Annotated in this window: 23 protein-coding genes and 2 pseudogenes; 13 read left to right on the forward strand and 12 right to left on the reverse strand. The window is 71.6% G+C overall.

Annotation, left to right across the window (positions count from 1 at the left end; all coding sequences use genetic code 11):
• Positions 1–254: pseudogene (locus V7Z97_RS16620) on the forward strand (hypothetical protein); the annotation flags it as partial.
• Here the strand turns inward: V7Z97_RS16620 and V7Z97_RS16625 are convergent.
• Positions 251–856, reverse strand: a complete 606-nt coding sequence (locus V7Z97_RS16625; protein WP_334164556.1) for a peptidylprolyl isomerase — start codon at positions 854–856, stop codon at positions 251–253. The pseudogene V7Z97_RS16620 and the gene V7Z97_RS16625 sit on opposite strands and share 4 nt — an antisense overlap.
• Positions 857–1,019: 163 nt before the next feature.
• Here V7Z97_RS16625 and V7Z97_RS16630 point away from each other — a divergent pair, with 163 nt between their 5' ends.
• The 3 genes from V7Z97_RS16630 (at position 1,020) to V7Z97_RS16640 (ending at position 2,624) form a co-directional block, all read left to right on the forward strand.
• Positions 1,020–1,364 (forward strand): UrcA family protein, encoded by a 345-nt coding sequence (locus tag V7Z97_RS16630; RefSeq protein ID WP_334164557.1) that lies wholly within the window; start codon positions 1,020–1,022, stop codon positions 1,362–1,364.
• A gap of 109 nt (positions 1,365–1,473) precedes the next feature.
• On the forward strand, positions 1,474–2,169 hold the full coding sequence (locus V7Z97_RS16635) for a Crp/Fnr family transcriptional regulator (protein ID WP_334164558.1): 696 nt from the start codon (positions 1,474–1,476) through the stop codon (positions 2,167–2,169).
• Between the two features lie 71 nt (positions 2,170–2,240).
• Positions 2,241–2,624: a hypothetical protein gene (locus tag V7Z97_RS16640; RefSeq protein ID WP_334164559.1), complete on the forward strand. Its 384-nt coding sequence runs from the start codon at positions 2,241–2,243 to the stop codon at positions 2,622–2,624.
• Here the strand turns inward: V7Z97_RS16640 and V7Z97_RS16645 are convergent.
• Positions 2,614–4,380: an adenylate/guanylate cyclase domain-containing protein gene (locus tag V7Z97_RS16645; RefSeq protein ID WP_334164560.1), complete on the reverse strand. Its 1,767-nt coding sequence runs from the start codon at positions 4,378–4,380 to the stop codon at positions 2,614–2,616. The genes V7Z97_RS16640 and V7Z97_RS16645 overlap by 11 nt on opposite strands.
• Positions 4,381–4,616: 236 nt before the next feature.
• Between V7Z97_RS16645 and V7Z97_RS16650 the strand changes: the two genes are divergently transcribed.
• A complete protein-coding gene (locus tag V7Z97_RS16650; protein WP_334164561.1) occupies positions 4,617–4,775 on the forward strand; it encodes a hypothetical protein in 159 nt (52 codons plus the stop codon).
• 25 nt (positions 4,776–4,800) lie between these two features.
• Here V7Z97_RS16650 and V7Z97_RS16655 read toward each other — a convergent pair whose 3' ends face one another.
• The 3 genes from V7Z97_RS16655 to V7Z97_RS16665 form a co-directional block, all read right to left on the reverse strand.
• The gene (locus V7Z97_RS16655; protein WP_334164562.1) at positions 4,801–5,265 is read right to left on the reverse strand and encodes a nuclear transport factor 2 family protein; all 465 of its coding nucleotides are present in this window, start codon (positions 5,263–5,265) and stop codon (positions 4,801–4,803) included.
• On the reverse strand, positions 5,262–6,002 hold the full coding sequence (locus tag V7Z97_RS16660) for an EcsC family protein (RefSeq protein ID WP_334164563.1): 741 nt from the start codon (positions 6,000–6,002) through the stop codon (positions 5,262–5,264). The genes V7Z97_RS16655 and V7Z97_RS16660 overlap by 4 nt, the downstream gene beginning before the upstream one ends.
• Before the next feature lie 635 nt (positions 6,003–6,637).
• Positions 6,638–8,308 carry a M28 family metallopeptidase gene (locus tag V7Z97_RS16665; protein ID WP_334164564.1) on the reverse strand — a complete coding sequence of 557 codons (1,671 nt, stop codon included), beginning with the start codon at positions 8,306–8,308 and terminating at the stop codon, positions 6,638–6,640.
• 76 nt (positions 8,309–8,384) lie between these two features.
• Between V7Z97_RS16665 and V7Z97_RS16670 the strand changes: the two genes are divergently transcribed.
• Genes V7Z97_RS16670 through V7Z97_RS16685 form a run of 4 tightly spaced genes read left to right on the forward strand, consistent with a single transcriptional unit; the run spans position 8,385 to position 10,336 of the window.
• Positions 8,385–8,816: a PaaI family thioesterase gene (locus tag V7Z97_RS16670; protein WP_334164565.1), complete on the forward strand. Its 432-nt coding sequence runs from the start codon at positions 8,385–8,387 to the stop codon at positions 8,814–8,816.
• A gap of 10 nt (positions 8,817–8,826) precedes the next feature.
• Positions 8,827–9,384, forward strand: a complete 558-nt coding sequence (locus tag V7Z97_RS16675; RefSeq protein WP_334164578.1) for an AAA family ATPase — start codon at positions 8,827–8,829, stop codon at positions 9,382–9,384.
• Positions 9,385–9,424: 40 nt separating this feature from the next.
• The gene (locus tag V7Z97_RS16680) at positions 9,425–10,054 is read left to right on the forward strand and encodes a superoxide dismutase (RefSeq protein WP_334164566.1); all 630 of its coding nucleotides are present in this window, start codon (positions 9,425–9,427) and stop codon (positions 10,052–10,054) included.
• 57 nt (positions 10,055–10,111) lie between these two features.
• A complete protein-coding gene (locus V7Z97_RS16685; RefSeq protein ID WP_334164567.1) occupies positions 10,112–10,336 on the forward strand; it encodes a hypothetical protein in 225 nt (74 codons plus the stop codon).
• Here V7Z97_RS16685 and V7Z97_RS16690 read toward each other — a convergent pair.
• The 3 genes and pseudogenes from V7Z97_RS16690 to V7Z97_RS16700 all read right to left on the reverse strand — a co-directional run bounded on the left by V7Z97_RS16690 (position 10,333) and on the right by V7Z97_RS16700 (position 12,287).
• Complete coding sequence (locus V7Z97_RS16690) at positions 10,333–11,061, reverse strand: cytochrome P450 (RefSeq protein WP_334164568.1); 729 nt, start codon at positions 11,059–11,061, stop codon at positions 10,333–10,335. The two genes, V7Z97_RS16685 and V7Z97_RS16690, sit on opposite strands and share 4 nt — an antisense overlap.
• Before the next feature lie 149 nt (positions 11,062–11,210).
• Positions 11,211–11,699, reverse strand: a pseudogene (locus tag V7Z97_RS16695) (cytochrome P450); the annotation flags it as partial.
• 102 nt (positions 11,700–11,801) lie between these two features.
• Positions 11,802–12,287 (reverse strand): SRPBCC family protein, encoded by a 486-nt coding sequence (locus tag V7Z97_RS16700; RefSeq protein ID WP_334164569.1) that lies wholly within the window; start codon positions 12,285–12,287, stop codon positions 11,802–11,804.
• 166 nt (positions 12,288–12,453) lie between these two features.
• Between V7Z97_RS16700 and V7Z97_RS16705 the strand changes: the two genes are divergently transcribed.
• Genes V7Z97_RS16705 through V7Z97_RS16715 form a run of 3 tightly spaced genes read left to right on the forward strand, consistent with a single transcriptional unit; the run spans position 12,454 to position 13,348 of the window.
• Complete coding sequence (locus tag V7Z97_RS16705; protein WP_334164570.1) at positions 12,454–12,798, forward strand: hypothetical protein; 345 nt, start codon at positions 12,454–12,456, stop codon at positions 12,796–12,798.
• Positions 12,795–13,067, forward strand: coding sequence for a DUF5985 family protein (locus V7Z97_RS16710; protein WP_334164571.1), 273 nt, complete (start codon positions 12,795–12,797; stop codon positions 13,065–13,067). The genes V7Z97_RS16705 and V7Z97_RS16710 overlap by 4 nt, the downstream gene beginning before the upstream one ends.
• Positions 13,064–13,348 (forward strand): DUF5985 family protein, encoded by a 285-nt coding sequence (locus V7Z97_RS16715; protein WP_334164572.1) that lies wholly within the window; start codon positions 13,064–13,066, stop codon positions 13,346–13,348. Before V7Z97_RS16710 ends, V7Z97_RS16715 begins: the two co-directional genes overlap by 4 nt.
• On the opposite strand, the gene V7Z97_RS16720 is transcribed toward V7Z97_RS16715, so the two are convergent.
• Genes V7Z97_RS16720 through V7Z97_RS16730 form a run of 3 tightly spaced genes read right to left on the reverse strand, consistent with a single transcriptional unit; the run spans position 13,345 to position 15,026 of the window.
• On the reverse strand, positions 13,345–14,046 hold the full coding sequence (locus V7Z97_RS16720) for an MgtC/SapB family protein (protein WP_334164573.1): 702 nt from the start codon (positions 14,044–14,046) through the stop codon (positions 13,345–13,347). The genes V7Z97_RS16715 and V7Z97_RS16720 overlap by 4 nt on opposite strands.
• 36 nt (positions 14,047–14,082) lie before the next feature.
• On the reverse strand, positions 14,083–14,280 hold the full coding sequence (locus V7Z97_RS16725) for a hypothetical protein (RefSeq protein ID WP_334164574.1): 198 nt from the start codon (positions 14,278–14,280) through the stop codon (positions 14,083–14,085).
• Positions 14,280–15,026, reverse strand: a complete 747-nt coding sequence (locus V7Z97_RS16730) for a YebC/PmpR family DNA-binding transcriptional regulator (RefSeq protein WP_334164575.1) — start codon at positions 15,024–15,026, stop codon at positions 14,280–14,282. Before V7Z97_RS16730 ends, V7Z97_RS16725 begins: the two co-directional genes overlap by 1 nt.
• 120 nt (positions 15,027–15,146) lie before the next feature.
• Here V7Z97_RS16730 and V7Z97_RS16735 point away from each other — a divergent pair, with 120 nt between their 5' ends.
• Complete coding sequence (locus V7Z97_RS16735) at positions 15,147–15,392, forward strand: hypothetical protein (protein ID WP_334164576.1); 246 nt, start codon at positions 15,147–15,149, stop codon at positions 15,390–15,392.
• Between the two features lie 4 nt (positions 15,393–15,396).
• Here V7Z97_RS16735 and V7Z97_RS16740 read toward each other — a convergent pair whose 3' ends face one another.
• On the reverse strand, positions 15,397–15,981 hold the full coding sequence (locus V7Z97_RS16740) for a histidine phosphatase family protein (RefSeq protein WP_334164577.1): 585 nt from the start codon (positions 15,979–15,981) through the stop codon (positions 15,397–15,399).
• Positions 15,982–16,070 lie beyond the last annotated feature (89 nt).

Raw genomic sequence — 16,070 nt, forward strand, 5'->3', positions numbered from 1 at the left:
TCGACCTGATCCTGATGAACGTGGAGATGGGCGACGGCCTGAACGGCATCCGCGTCGTCCGCCGCACCGAGGCCGAGGCCGGCCAGCGCCGCACGCCAATCCTCGCGGTGTCCAAGGACGGGGCCGCCGCCGCCGAGGCTGTGGCCGCCGGCGCCGACCTGCACATGCCCATGCCGATCACCGCCGCGGGCCTGCTGACGGCGCTGGCCCGGGCCCTCTCGCGCGAGAGCGACGACCTGAGCGCGGTGGCTTAGGGAGCGACCCGGCGCGCGGAGACGATGCGGACGGGCGTCACCAGCATCTCCCCTTTCATCGAGCCTTCTCCGCGCTTCGGGTCCACCGGCAGGGCGAGGAGGGTCTTCACGACGTCCATGCCCTCGACAACCCGCCCGAAGGCTGCGAAGCCGGGGTTCTTCGGATCCTTGGGGTCCGCGTCGAGGTAGGGCTGGTCGCCGACGCAGATGAACCAGTCGGCCTGGGCGGTGCCCGGCGCATGGCGGCCCATGGAGATGGTCCCGTCGGTGTGGGTCAGGCCGGTCTTGATCGTGCTCTCGTGGGCGATGGGCGGCAGCACCTTCTTCGGATCGTTCTGCAGGCCGCCCTGCAGCAGGCCGAAGGTCTTGGGTCCGCCGGGCGGGGTGGAGGCCCGGTAGAAGGCCGCCCCGTCGTAGAGTTTCCGGTCCACGTACTTCAGGAAGTTGCCGACGGTGATGGGCGCCTTGGCCTGCTCCAGCTCGAGCATGATGACGCCCTCGGCCGTGGTCAGGGCGACCCTGACGGTGGGGGCGGCCTGGGCGAAGGCGGGCGCGGCGGCGAGCGCCAGGGGCATGGCGAGGAGGGTGCGGCGGGTCTGCATGGGGCGACGTTAGACCGGCCGGCCCGCCTGCCCAAGGGTGTCCGCAAGCGCAGGAATTCCGGAACGGGCTCCCGGCCGGTGACAGGCGTCACAGCCGGCCGCCAAGCTTCGCCTTACCTCTCGGATCGTCGCGACGAGGCGACATGTACCGAGGAGCAATTCGATGAAGACGAAGACCATGATGGCCGCCGCAGCGGCCGCGGCGACCCTGCTGGCCGGGGGCGCTGCGAGCGCGACGACCGACCTGATGATCGTGCGGGTCAGCGACCTGGACGTGCAGACCAAGGGCGGCGCCCGCGCCGCGCTTCGCCGGATCCGCGCCGCGGCCGGCGAGTTCTGCGCGCCGGACAACCGCTGGCACGGCCCCGTGCCGCGCAGCGGCCGCGACGCCTGCGAGAACCGCATGACGGACAAGGCCGTCGAGGCCCTGGACGCCCCGCGCGTCCGCCATCTGCACCAGCCTGCCCGGGCCCGGCAGATGGCGCTGGGCGACCGCCCGGCGCGCTGACCGGCAGCCTGTCGTGCAGAACCTGCACTGGAACTTCGCGGCCGGGATGGCCCGGCCGCGAAGATCAAGGCATGCTAGGCCAACTCCGGATTTGGGGCTGGAGGCGTGCGTGGCGTCCCAAGGGACGGAAGACTTCGAGCAGGTGCGCTCGGCCCTGGCGGCCAGCGAGGTCCTCCGGCACATCTCGCCGGCGGCCGGGGCGACGCTCGCCCGGCGCGGCGCGCCGGTGGCGCTGTCGGCTGGCGCCCTGCTGGCCCAGGAGGGCGACCCGGGCGATGCGGTGTTCGTGGTGCTCGACGGCGAGGTGGAGGTCCGCTCCACCACGGTCGGCGGTCGCGAGATCCGGCTGACGGCGCTGGGCCGCGGCTCGGTGGTGGGCGAGATGGCCGTGCTCGACGGTGGCCCGCGCTCCGCCGACCTGATCGCCACGCGGCGCACGCGGCTGTGGCGGATTCCCCGCGCCGCCCTGCTGGAGGTGCTGGAATCCGAGCCCAAGGCGGCCGTCGCCCTGGTGGCGGAGCTCAGCCGCCGGCTGCGGGCGACCAACGCGGACCTCGAGGCCCGTTCGGCGCTCGACCTGGGCGGACGGCTCGCCCGCCTGCTGCTGGCCGAGCAGAACACCCGCGGCCTGATCGCGCTCACCCAGACCGAGATGGCGAGGCGGGTGGGTGTCAGCCGCGAGAAGGTGAACCGCAAGCTGCGCGACTGGATGCTGGAGGGCTGGGTCGAGAAGACGCCGTCCGGCGTGCGCGTGCTTTCGGCAGATCGCCTGCAGGGCGTGGTCCGCGAGCGGCTGAGCGGCTGACATCAGGCGAATTCCGGACCATTGTTTTCCCGTTTGGGGCGAATCAACGACGGGACAGAGGGGGACGGCCGATGCCGATGCTGCAGACGGTGCTGGGTGAGCTTAATGTTCACATGGGCCGCGACAAGATCCGCGACTTGGCCAAGCGCAAGGACATGTTCGCGCCGGGGACGGACCCCGACTACGGCTTCCTGATGGAGGCCCATCCCCAGCTCATCTCCGCGTGGCAGGAACTGCTGAAGGACATGCCGCTCGGGATCCGCACGGGGCTCAGGGCGATCATCCACCATGCCCTGTCGACCAGCCCGCCGACCCAGGTGACCTTCGCCTGGGCGCCGAACTACGACTACGAGATGACCGTGTGGCAGGCGCCGGACACCAAGACGACCAAGGGCGGGATCACGGTCCTGATCAAGAGCCGATATCCGGACGACGCCCACCCCATCAAGGGCTAGCCTCGTAGGCGGCCGCGTCGGTCGCCAGGCGCACGGCTTCGACCAGCGCCTCGCGGTCGGCGGGGTTCGCGTAGGGCAGGGGGTGCCCCAACCGCCCGCGCAGCCGGCCGCGCAGTTCCGAGGGATAGACCTTGGCCGCGTCCTCGATCCGTCCGAGCCGCGCCAGCGCCGCCGCCAGCAGCCGCGTGGCGGCGACGTCGTTCAGGCGGATGGCGGCTTCCGCCTGGGCCACCGCCTCCTGGAAATCGCCGGCGTGGAAGTGGGCGAGCGCCAGCATCCGGTGCATGGGGCCGAGCTGCGGGTCGTAGGGGCTGTAGCGCAGACTACGCTCAATGGGGGCGATCGCCTCGCGCGCCCGGCCGGAATAGACCAGCACCTGGCCCAGCCGGAAATGGCCGAAGGCGAAGTTGGCGTTCAGCGCGATGGTCTTGCGCGCCTCCTCCAGGGCTTCACGGTGCCGGCCCAGGTAGAGGGCCGCGCCGGCGGCGGCGAAGTGCCCGTAGGCGTCGCGCGGGTCCAGGCGGATCGCGGTGTGGGCGCTGTCGTAGGCTTCCAGCAGGTCGTCCTTGCCGGTCTGCGACCAGCCGTAGACCGCGCCGCCGTAGAGCGCTCGGGCGAGGCCGATGTGGGCCAGCGCCAGGTCGGGGTCGCGATCGATCGCCTGCCGGAACAGGTCGAGGGCGGCATGGTAGCCTTCCTCCGACACCTGGTTCAGGCGCCACATGCCGCGCTGGAAGCAGTCGAAGGCGGTCAGGTCGCCGAGGTTCTTGCGCGCGATCCGGGCGCCTTCCGAGTGCAGCATGGCGGGCTCTATGGCGCCGACCACCTGCTCGGTGATCTCGTCCTGCAGGCGGAAGATGTCGACCATCTCCCGGTCGAAGGTGTCGGCCCACAGGTGGGCGCCGGTGGCGGCCTCGAGCAGGAGGGCGGTGACCCGCACACGCTGCCCGGACCGCCGGACGCTGCCTTCCAGGATGTAGCGGACGCCCAGCTCCTCGCCGATGCGGCCGGGCTCCACGCTGCGGTCCTTGTAGGTGAAGCTGGACTCGCGGGCGATCACGAAGAACCAGCGCCAGCGCGAGAGCGCCATGACGATGTCCTCGCTCACGGCGTCGACGAAGTATTCCTGCTCCGGGTCGCCGCTCATGTTGTGGAACGGCAGGACGGCGATAGAGGGCTTGGCCGGCAGCGGCAGGCTGCGGCGGGTGTCGCCCCTGCCGTCGGCGCCCTCCTGTCGGATCCGATAGGCGCGCACCGGGCGCGGAATGTTCTTCAGCCGCTGCTCGCCGAGGTCCTCGAAACCCACTTCGAGGCGGCCGTGGGTGTCCTCCTGCACGCGGGCGGACACGCAGATGCCGCCGGGGTCGGCCATGGCCTCGAGGCGGGCGGCCACGTTCACCCCGTCGCCGAAGATGTCGCCGGCCTCGATGACCACGTCGGCGGTGTGAATCCCGATGCGGAACTCGAGCCGGATGTCGGGCAGGACCGGGCGATTGCGCTCGGTGACCCCCTCCTGGATGGCGATGGCGCAGCGCAGCGCGCTGACCGCACTGGCGAACTCCACGAGCAGGCCGTCGCCGGTGGTCTTGAAGACCCGGCCGCCGTGCTCGTCCACGGCGGGCTCGATCACCTCGCGCAGGTGGCCCGCGAACTGGCGCAGCGTGCCTTCCTCGTCCGCCGAGACGAGCCGGCTGTAGCCGGCCACGTCGGCGGCCAGGATGGCGGCCAGCCTCCGCTCGACCTTTCTGCTCGGCAACTCCGCCTCCAGCCCACTTCCGTCCCTTGACGTGGACGCCCCCTTTCGGGAAGCGGCGGAGAATGGGTGTTGCGCCGCACAAACGCAAGAATGGCCGCGCCTGTTCGGCGAACTTTGAGCGACGGAATCCGGCAGGTCCCGGCGTGTGACTCGCGTCACAGGGGAGCCCCGGCCGCGGGGCGATAACCGGGCCGGCGTCCGTGCCCCGGGCGCGGGGCTGTTCGGGAGTGGGTGAGATGGTGGTCAGCGGACGCCGGGACGGATCCTGGCTCGCGGGCGTGGCGCTCGAGGACGACGAGGGCTGGCGCCGGACGGTGTGGTCGGACTTCGTGGGCGCGCTCGCCCTGTGCGCGCTGATGGGCGGGTTGCTGGCCCTGGCCAGCAGCTGCACGTGAGGCGGGCGTGGGACCGCACCGGCGCTCAGCGCGGGCAGCGGTAGAGGGTGTCGGTCCGGCCGCGGGAGAGGATGCGCCCGCCGCCGAGGACCAGTGTCTGGACGCTGTCGGCGCAGGAGAGGCGGACCCGGCCGCCGGTGGAGATGCGCGAGACCTTGCGCGTGACGACCCGGGCCGAGCGGCCGTCGGGCTGGATCTCTATCCGCTGGACCTGTCCGCTCTCGCGGACCTGAGACTGTGAGAAGAACCGCTGCGCCTGGCCGCGGGCCTGGGGAAGGGTGCTGGTCCCGTAGGCGACCATCTCGCCGCCGCTGCGGGCCTGGTCGGTGAAGCGGGCGTCGGGCGTGAAGAGGGCGGCCCAGGCGTCCACGTCGCCGGCGTTCCACGCCCGCTCCTGGCGGGCGACGAACGCGCGGACGCCGGCGTCGGTCAGGCGCTGGGGCGCGGCGGCGGCCAGGAGCACGGCGGCCGCGAGGACCAGGATCCTCATGCCAGCGCCCGCAGGCGGTAGGCGTTCATCGCCGTCTCTCCCAGCCGCTCGGTGAGCCGCCAGTTGACCACGGCGCCGACCGGGGCGCCGATCACCGGGATCATCTGGGCGAGCTTCGCCAGGTCGATGTAGTCGCGGTACTCCTGCTGGAAGCGCCGCCAGTCGAAGGCCTCGTAGGACGACGGGTGGGGCCGGGCGTCCCAGTCCTGCATGGCGTGGAAGACGTCGGCGCGGTGGTCGGGGCCGGAGAAGGCCAGCTGGAAGATGTGCAGCAGGAACAGCCGCTCGGCGAAGTCCTCCCCCGACTTTCCGTAGATCGCGGCCAGGTCGAACAGCAGCTTGATCTTCAGGGTGAGCAGGGCCGGGAAGTCGGCCATGGCCATCCAGAAGCCGCCCGCCCCGGTGACGCCGCCCTCGACGGCGGCGGCGTTGCGGTAGCCCTCGATGGCCCGCCGGGCCCGCTCGTCCCGCTCGCGCAGGCTTAGCCCGGCCAGCGGCTCGCCCGTGGTCAGGTCCGCGCCGGTCAGGAGGGTCCGGGTCAGCCGCTCGATCACGGCGGTGACCGCCTGGTGCACCCGCTCGGGGATGGCGCGGTTGATCCGCTGCTGCAGCCCGCGGGCGGCGCGGTCTAGGGGGCCGGCGTGTTTCAGCACGCGCTCGCGCCAGTGGGCGACCTCGGTGCGGACCCAGGCGTCGTAATCGGCGTCGGATGCGGAGAAGGGCGGGGTGACGGGCATGAATCTCCGCCATCTAAACCACATCCGGAGCCCCGCGCCCACGACGCGGCTGTGACCCAGATCACATCCCGGGACGGCCTGCGCCGCGATCCTCCGTCGGGGAATGAGGAAGGGGAGCGTCGCCATGCGTCATCATCGTCGGGGCACGACCAGGGTCGAGATCGTCTGGCGGAACATGATGGTTCTGCTGCTGATGATCGCCTCGCTGAGCGGGATCGTGGGCTTCATGCTGCAGTCGTGAGCCGGCGGCGCCGGAGGCGGTGTCTGTGACCGGGGTCACATCCCGTCGCACCTCCTCCGGCCATCCTGCCATCGCCAGCCGAGGAGTGGGTGCGATGACGGGTGGAGAACGGCGCGCGACACTGCTGGGGGATTGGCTGTGGCGCAGCCTGCCGGTCCTCTGCCTGCTTCTCGCTCTGCTCTTCGGCCTGGTTGCCTTCATGCTTCGGTCCTGACCGGACCTGGCGGCGTCCTCCTCCCCGGATGGCCGCCGAAGTTGGCCGCACGCCGTCCCGTCTCCAGCCCCAAATGGCGTCGGGCGGCGGGCGCGGCCGCTTTCTTCCGGACCAGGCTCCGCCGTGGCCGGGCGCGATCCACACGGACCGCGCCCGGCCACGGACCTTTTCGTGTGGAGGCTATTTACGCTGGCTGGCGGTGCGGTCGCGGACCGCCTTGAACTCGGATCCCGCGTTCCACTGCGGCCAGCGGCGCGAGGTCGCCAGCATGCGGCCGGCCTCGTAGACCAGGGCCACGTCCTGGGCCGCGCCGCGCAGGTCCCAGTCGGCGCTCCAGGCGTCGCAGGTCTGGTGGTAGCAGCGGGCCGTGTACTCCGCGACCCAGCGGTCCCCCGCGGCCCGGCCGCCCTCCACGAGGTCCGGCGCGCCGCCCAGAGCCATCAGGAGCAGGACCGGCACGCCGCGCTTGGCCAGCGAGAAGTGGTCGGCCCGGTAGAACAGCGCCCGGTCGGGACGCGCGTCCGGCGTCACCACGCGGGTCTGGCGCGCGGCGGCGTAGGCCAGGTGCTGCTCCAGCTCGTTCTGGCCGGCGCCCACCAGGACCACGTCCCGGGACGGGCCCAGCGGCTGCAGCACGTCGAGGGTGAAGTTGGCGACCGTGGAGGCCAGGGGATAGCTCGGGTTCTCGGCGTAGTATTCGGAGCCCAGCAGGCCGCGCTCCTCGGCGGTCCAGGCGGCGAACACAATGGTCCGGTCGGGCCGGGGCCCCTCGACGAAGGCCCGGGCGATCTCGATCACCCCGCCCACGCCGATGGCGTCGTCCAGCGCACCGGGTCGCACGGTCTGCCCCTGGGCGTCCGCGGGGCCTACGCCGTAGCCGTCCCAGTGGGCGGCGTACATGATGCTCTCCCGCGGCCGCGTCTTCCCCGGCAGGGCGGCGAGGATGTTGCGGCTCATCAGCTTTTCGGAGGCGACGTTGAGGTCCACCGAGACCGTGGCGTCCTTGAGCGCCACCGGCGTGAAGGCGGCGGTGCGGGCGCGGACCTTCTCGGCCTCGAAGTCGAGGCCGGCGCGGCGGAACAGGTCGACGGCGAGGTCGCGCTGGATCCAGCCCTCGAAGGCCAGCTTCTCCTTCGCGGGGTCGGCGCGCTGCACGTCGAAGCTCTCGCCGTTGGAGGCGGTGACGGTGGACCAGCCGTAGGCGGCGCCGGCCGTCTCGTGGACGATCAGGGCCCCCACCGCGCCCCGACGGACGGCCTCCTCGTACTTGTAGGTCCACCGCGCGTAGTAGGTCGCCGCCTTGCCGCCGAACTGGCCGGCGACGGGGTCGGAGGCCTCGGCCTCGAAGTCGGGGTCGTTGATCAGGAAGAGGGCGACCTTGCCGTTCAGGTCCACGCCCTTGAAGTCGTCCCAGCCGCGCTCGGGGGCGGTCACGCCGTAGCCCACCCAGACCAGCGGAGCGTCGGTCACCTGCACCCGCGGGTCGGGGCGCAGGGCGTGAAGGCGGACCTCCTTGTTCTGGGTCAGCGCCTGGGCCTGGCCGCCGACGCTGAGCGTAATCTTCGGGTCGGGCTGGACCTGGGTGCGGATCAGCGGCACGGCCTGGGTCCAGCCGCCGTCGTCGCCCGCCGGCTTCAGGCCCAGCGCCTTGAACTGGGCGACCACATAGTCGACCGTAGGCTGCTCGCCCGGCCCGCCGGGCGCGCGGCCGTGGAACTCGGGGCCCGCCAGGACGCGGGTGTGTCCGGAGAGCTTCGCCGGGTCGATCGGGGCGGAGGACTGGGCCTGGGCGGCGAAGGGGGCGGCGAGCGGGACGGCGGCCAGGGCCGCGACGAGAGCAAGGGTGCGCATGGCGCGAACCTAGCCCTAAATCTGGCGGCGGCGGAGCCTCTCCTTGCGGAGGTCACTCGCGCAAGGGGGACAGCAGATGCCGGCGACGACCAACCGCAACACCGTCGAGGGCCTGAACCGGGCCAACGAGGGCAAGCTTCCCGGCCACCTCGGCCTCGAGATCACCGAGGTCGCCGACGGCCGCGTCGTGGGGCGGTTTCCGGTGCGCGAGGACCTGGTGGCGCACACCGGCTACCTGTTGGACGGCGCGGTGCTGTCGGTCGCCGACATCCTCTGTGCCTACGGCGTCTCCACCGTCTGGCCGGAGGGCGCGAGCGGCTTCACCACCGCGGAGGTGAAGTGCAACTTCACCGGCACGCTCCGGGCGGGCGAGGCGGTCTGCACGGCCGAGCTGCTGCACGGCGGCCGCACCACCCAGGTGTGGGACGCACGCGTCGAGGACGCGGCGACCGGCAGGCTGATGGTCGCCTTCCGCTGCACGCAGATCATCCTCTATCCGCGGGCCTGACGCCTTGTCGGTGCTGGTCCACATCAACGGCTATCCGGGCGCGGGCAAGCTCACGCTCGGGCAGCGGCTTGCCGAAGCGATCGGCGGCAAGCTGGTGGACAACCACTCCATCTACAACCTGGCACTGGCGCTCACCGAGCTGAAGTCGGACGCCTACTTCGAGACGCTGCGGGCGATGCGGGCGATCGCCTTCCAGCGCGTCCTCGAACTGCCGCCTGCGACGCCGGTCGTGGCCACCAACGCCCACATGACGGACTCCGCCTGGGGCAACGAGAACTGGGACGCCTGGGCCGACCTGGCGCGGCGGCGCGGCTCGCGGCTGCTGGTGGTGGTGCTGGACTGCGACCCCGAGGAACTCGACCGGCGGATCGTCTCCCCCGACCGGGCCGCCAGGCGCAAGCTCACCGACCCGGCGCAGTTCACCGGCGCGCGCACCGGGCGGGTGCTGATCGACCGCGACGGCGACGCCACCCTGCGGTTTGACACCACCGGCCTCAGCGCCGAGGAGACCTTCCACCGCGTGCTCGGCTTCGTCCGGACGGAACAGGCCGCCGCGGCAAGGGTTTGAACTGCGAACCCGAAAAACCCCAGAGTGAAGGAGCCAGGCGATGATCAAGCTGCCGCCGCTGCCCTATGCGTACGATGCGCTGGAGCCCACCGTGTCCGAGACGACCATGCGGACGCACCACGACAAGCACCATGCGAAATACGTCGAGGTGACCAACCAGCTCGCGGCCGAGAAGGGCCTGGAGGGCAGGAGCCTCGAGGAGATCATCGCCGAGGCGGAGGCGCGCGGGGAGCGCAAGCTGCTCAACAACGCCGGCCAGGCCTGGAACCACGCCTTCTTCTGGACCTGCATGACCCCCGACCGCCGCGAGCCCGGCGGCGAGCTGATGCGGCTCGTGGGCGAGGGGTTCGGCGACCTCGCCGGACTGAAGGCGAAGTTCGTGGAGACGGGCGTGGGCCACTTCGCGTCGGGCTGGGTCTGGCTGGTGGTCGACGGCGGCAAGCTGGCGATCGTGGACACCCACGACGGCGACACCCTGGCGGACAAGGCCCAGACGCCGCTGATGGTCTGCGACCTGTGGGAGCACGCCTACTACCTGGACTACAAGCAGGACCGTAAGGGCTTCCTGGAGCAGTGGTTCGACACCGTCGCCAACTGGGCGTTCGCCGAGGCGCAGCTGGCCGCCGCCCAGGGCCGGCAGGAGCCCTGGCGGTTCGAACTGGCGGCCTAGACGCGGGAGCCCAGGGCCGGGCCGGCGCGTTGGACGGGGCCTGAAGGAGCCTCGTCCATGCGCCTCGCCCTCTTGACCCTTGCGGCCCTGCTGCCGCTCAGCGCCTGCAACACGGCGGGCGGCGCCCGCAACTCGCCCGAAAACAAGGCCGTCTCCGCGGTGGTGCTGGACGAGTCCAAGCGCCAGGAGGCGGCCCAGGCGGCCACCGCCACCAAGAGCGCCGACGACGCCCTGGACCGCGTGACCGATGGCCCTGAGGACCAGGCGCCGGTCCCGAACTAGGCGGGGGCCAGCGTGAACAGCGGCTCGTGGTCGGGCATGGTGGTCATCTTGCCCACCGGCAGGACCGGCCGCTTGTCCGCCGGCGCCACCTCGTAGCGGGCCAGCAGGCTGGCGAGCACGATGCTGGCCTCGGCCATCGCGAAGGTCGCGCCGATGCAGATGCGCGGGCCCGCGCCGAAGGGCATGTAGGCGCCGCCGGCCGTCCAGGGTGCGAACTGGCCGGCGAACCGCCCGGGGCGGAAGGCCTCGGGCTCCTCCCAGAAGCGGCGGTGGCGGTGCAGGACCCACATGCTGGTCCAGGCGTGCATGCCCGGCGACATCGCGTGGCCGAGGATCTCGTCCGGCTCGACGGCCTCCCTCAGGATCATCCCGCCCGGCGGATAGAGCCGGAGCGCCTCCAGCAGCACCATGCGCAGCCGGGGCCAGTTCTGCAGGTCGTCTAGCCCGGAGACGCGATCCGGCGGGAAGGCGGCGACCTCGGCCCGCAGCCGATCCTGCTCTAACCGGTCTAGGGCGAGCAGCCAGGTCGCCCAGAACAGCAGGCGCGCGGTGGTCTCGAACCCGGCGAACAGCATGGTGGCCGCCTGGTCGCGGACCTCGCCGTCCCCGAGCGCCTCGCCGGTCTCGGCGTCGCGGGCGGCAAGCAGCAGGTCGAGCATGTCGCGGGAGGCGGCGGGCGCGGCCTCCCGGCGGCGCTGCGCCACCAGCCGGTCGACGGCCGCCATCCAGGCGCGGCCGGCGCGCAGCCGCCCGCGCTGGGCGAAGGCGTAGTCCTCGTCGCCCTGGGCCAGGACGTCAAGGTGTTGGGATTGGCGACGCTCTCGATGTAGCCGCGCACCATGGCCCCGAGCGCCGCCCGCTCGCCGCTGTCGGGCAGGGAGAACAGGGCCCGGAGCACTGCGTCGAGGGCGGCGTCCTGGAAGAGGCCCGAGAGGTCGGCCTTCGCCTTGCCGTCCAGCCGGCGGACCATCGCCTCGGCGGCGTCCTGGAAGTGCGGCACGAGCAGGCCCACGCTGGCCGGCGTGAAGGTCGGGGCAAGCAGCCGCCGTTGCCGGCGCCAGACCTGGCCCTCGGCGAGGAACACCCCGTCGCCGGTGATCGGCCGGACGATCCGGCGGGCGGGGATCGGGCGCCGGTACTTCGCCTGGGCGGTGGTCAGGTAGTGACGGATCCCATCCGGGTCCGAGACGAGCAGCACCTTCATGCCGAGCGCCGGCAGCAGCGTGACGAGGTCGTCGAAGTGCCGCTCGGCCCAGACGGCGTGGGTGTTCCTGGTCAGCTCCCAGTTGAGGCGCCAGGCGGGCATCGGGCGTGACAGGCGCCTGGGCGCAGGCGGCGTCAGTGGGCGGGCAAGCACGTCCATCGGAACCTCCGAGGCTGAGCTAACGCCGTTCTTAATTCATCACGCAGTGAAAATCTACGGCGAAGCCGCGCGTCCTGCACGGGCGCGGCTTCGCCGCCGGCGTCACCTGGCTTCGGCGATGCCCTTCATGGTCTGCAGGACCCCGGCGAACATCTTCGCCCGCCGCTCGCGGTCGGCGGCCTTGGCCTCCGGCGTGTTCAGCGGCTCGGCGTCGTAGACCAGGGTGTAGATCAGCTTCGATCGGCCCGCCCCCTCCGGCCGGATCTCCACAGTGCCGTGATAGTCGATCGGGCTCTTGGGCTGGCTGTAGGAATAGGACCAGGCGGTCTTGGCCACCATCAACTCGTCGATCCGGTCGGCGATGCGGCGCACGGAGCCCATCTCCTCCCCGCCGGACGTGATCACGCAGGTGGTCTTCAGCCAGGCGCCGATGTCGCACCAGCCGCCGACCTTCTTCCAGGCGACCTCCGCCGGCGCGTCGACGAGCGTCTCCTGCGAGATGGTCACGAATTCGGCGGCCTGGGCGGCTCCGGCGCCGAGCGACAGGGCGGCCGCGGCAGCCAGGCTGATTCGAAAGATCGGTGTCATTTTTCCCCCAGAGGTTTTCGGCACTTGGACACAGACCGCGGTCGCGGCCAAGTCTTGCGACAAAATGGCACACTCAAGCTTGATCCCCCCGCCTCAGCCGTTAGGTTCGGGCCGCTGTTCAAGTGAAGGGCGCGTTTTGGCCTCAGACCAGGAACTCCGCGGGTTCGTGCGTGAGCACGTGCGCTCGGTATGGGCGTTGGAGCTGCTGCTCCTGCTCAAGCGCGACCCCGAGCGCTGCTGGGCCGCGGCCGACCTGGTGCGTGAGCTCCGGGCCAGCCAGACCCTGGTCGCCGACAACCTCGGCCGCTTCCAGCGCGGCGGCATCGTGGTGCTCGACGACGCCGGCTGCTACCGCTACGCGCCGGTCAGCCCGATTCTCGACACTCTGTGCGGCGAACTCGAAGCGGCCTACCGGGAGCGCCCGGTGGCCATCATCAACCTGATCGCCGCGCCGCCCGACCCCGTGCAGGGCCTCGCCGACGCATTCAAGTTCAGGGGGGACGCAAAGTGACAGACTGGGCTCCCACAGCCGTCTTCGGACTCTGCCTCATCACCAGCGCCCTCTGCGCGGCGCTGCTCCTGAGGTCCTATCTCGCCAGCCGCAGCAAGCTGTTGCTCTACGCCGCCCTCGGATTCGGCTTCCTGGCCCTGAACAACCTGTTCCTGGTGGGCGACATGATCGTGTTCCCGCACGTCAATCTCTGGCCGTTCCGGCAGGCGGCTTCGGTGGCGGCCGTGGCGGTGCTGCTCTACGGCTTCACCTTCGAGGTGGAGTCATGAACGAGGATCCGGCGATCGTCGGCTACATGGGCGGCGCGATCACGGTCGGGTTCCTCGCCGTGGGCCTCTACTTCCTGAAGTTCTGGCGGCGTACCCGGGACACCCTGTTTCTGGCCTTCGCGGCGGGGTTCGCCCTGCTGGCGCTCAACCAGGCGGTCCCGGTGGTCTTCGGCATCCCCGACGAGAACCTCAGCGGCGTCTACCTGCTGCGGCTGGCCGGCTTCCTGCTGATCATCTGGGCGATCCTGCGCAAGAACATGGGCGGCCGGGGGCGCCGCTAGTCCGCCCGCGGACGGACTTCGAACTCCACCACCCGCGGATCTGTGCAAAGCCGCTCGGACAGGGCCTCGGCGGAGGTTCCGGCTCCACCGCGCAGGGTCGTGGACAGTTCGATCATCTCCCCGCCCTGCAGGAGCTTGTGGCCGATTCCCGACGGCGTCATGCCCACGTCGCCGGCCAGGGCGCGGAACGCCGGCTCCGGGAAGGTCTCGCCTCGGCGGTACCGGACGGCGACGTCCAGGATGCTGGTCTTCGGCAGCCGCTTATCGACGCCGCGCAGGACGATCAGCACCACAAGTGTCGCGAGCGTCCCGCCGATCGCCAGGCCGTAGAAGCCGACGCCGTAGAGGGTCCCGAGGGCCGAGGTGAGCCAGAGGGAGGCGGCGGTGGTGAGGCCGTGCACCGAGAAGCCGTGGCGGAAGATCACCCCGCCGCACAGGAAGCCGATGCCGGTGAGGATGCCGTGGGCCATGCGCACGGGATCGATGCGGACCACGTCGGCCGGCGTATCGGACAGCCAGCGCATCTGGTGGACGGCGGCCAGCATCAGCAGCGCCGAGGCGAGGCAGACCAGGATGTGGGTGCGCAGGCCGGCCGGCCGGCCCCGGTATTCCCGCTCCAGCCCGATAAGGGCCCCGGCCACGGCCGCGCCGACCACCGGCAGCACATACTGTACGAGGATCACCGACCAGTCGCCCATGCGGGGCTAAACCCCTGCGCACGGCGCCGGTTGCAGCTAGTGGAACAGCTGGCCGAAGGAGAGCGCCAGGACCACGAAGACCACCGCCGCCAGGATCAGGCCGGCTCTGGGGCGCGCGCCCAGGAAGGGTTCGCGCCGGCTCTTCGGCTTGGGCGGCGGGGCCCGGCGCGCGGCCTCCCGGGCCCGCCGGTAGCGGGAGAGGTCGGTGACGCGGGGATCGTCCTTGCGCGCCATCAGCCCGCCAGCTTTTCCAGCTCCTCGGCCGCGATGTCCTCGTTCGAGTAGACGTTCTGCACGTCGTCGTCGTCCTCGAGGGTCTCGAGCAGCTTCATGAGCGAGCCGGCCGCGTCCCCCTCGACAGGGGTGCGGGCCTTGGGCCGCCAGGCGATGGCGGCGGACTTGGCGGGGCCCAGGCTGGCCTCCAGCGCCGAGGCCACGTCGGAAAGCTGTTCGAAGGCGGTGTAGATGGTGTGGCCGTCCTCGTCGGACTCCACGTCGTCGGCGCCGCCCTCGATGGCGGCTTCCATGACCTTGTCCTCGGAGCCGGCCTCGGGCCCGTAGACGATCTGGCCCACGCGGTCCCACATGAACGACACCGAACCGGTCTCGCCGAGGTTGCCGCCGTGCTTGGAGAAGGTGGAGCGGACGTTGGAGGCGGTGCGGTTGCGGTTGTCGGTCAGCACCTCGACGATGACGCCCACGCCCCCGGGGCCGAAGCCCTCGTAGCGGATCTCCTCGTAGGTCTCCGCCTCGCCGCCGGACGCCTTCTTGATCGCCCGGTCGATGTTGTCCTTGGGCATGGACTCGGCCTTGGCGTTGGCCACGGCCAGGCGAAGGCGCGAGTTCATCGCCGGATCCGGCAGGCCCGCCTTGGCGGCCACCGTGATCTCGCGCGAGAGCTTGGAGAACAGCTTGGACCGGGCGCTGTCGGCGCGGCCCTTGCGGTGCATGATGTTCTTGAACTTTGAGTGTCCGGCCATGGTCCGTTGCGGCAGGTCAAGGAAAGAGGTCGCGCCGCTTCTACCCTTGCGGGCGGGCGCGCGGAACCCCTGCCATGCGCGCGGGTTAGCGGCACGAGAGGGAAGGCGGAGACGACCCCGATGACCGAGCACATGAACGAGGACTACGACGACGTCCTGCCCAGCGAGCCGAACGGCGAGGTGGTGCACTGGATGGCGCCGCGGCCGATGAGCGTGGGGCCGGCGGGGATATCCATGGCCGCGGCGGGCGCCTTCGCGCTCGGGGCCGTGGCTGCCGTGGCGGTCCTGGCGGTGATGCACTGGCTGGGGCCGGAGCGGCAGGTGGCGGTCCCGAGGCCCCGCCGCTGGCGCAGCTCGATCCACTAGCCGCCTAGTCCAGCGGCTCGCAGTCGATGCGGGCGATGGTTCCGCCGCTCAGCAGGTAGACGGCGTCCTGCGGCACGTCCTGGTCCACCGTGCGGTCGCGCGGCAGGCCGGCGTAGACGCCGCGGAGCACGCGGCCGGCCACCCCGTGGCTGACGGCGACGATACGGCGTTCCGGCTCCGGAGGCAGGCTGTCCAGCCAGTCGGCCATGCGCGCGCAGACGGCCTCGTAGGTCTCCCCGGTGGGCGCGTCGAAGGCCCAGCCGGAGCGGCCGAAGGCGTCCGGACAGGCGGCCTCCAGCTCGCTCCGGAGCCGCCCGTCCCAGTCGCCCCAGGAGAGCTCGATCAGCCGCCGGTCCTCCTCCACCTCTGCGCCCAGCGCAGCGGCCACGGCGGTGGCGGTGTCCCGGGCGCGGCCCAGCGGACTGGAGATCACCCGCCAGCCGGGCTCGCCGCGGGTCAGAGCGGCGAGCAGGCCGGCGACCGCCTCTGCCTGGCGGCGGCCCAGCTCGGTCAGCGGCGAGTCCTCATGGCCCTGCAGCCGCCGCTCGCGGTTGAAGGCGGTCTGGCCGTGGCGGACGAGGTAGATCAACGCTTGCGGCGGACGACCGGGTGGGAGGTGGAAAGCCCGCCGTCGACGGCGATGGTCTGGCCGTTGACGTAGGAGCTCTCGTCCGAGGC

This window comes from Phenylobacterium sp. (assembly GCF_036821595.1).
In the GTDB taxonomy this organism is placed as follows: domain Bacteria; phylum Pseudomonadota; class Alphaproteobacteria; order Caulobacterales; family Caulobacteraceae; genus Phenylobacterium.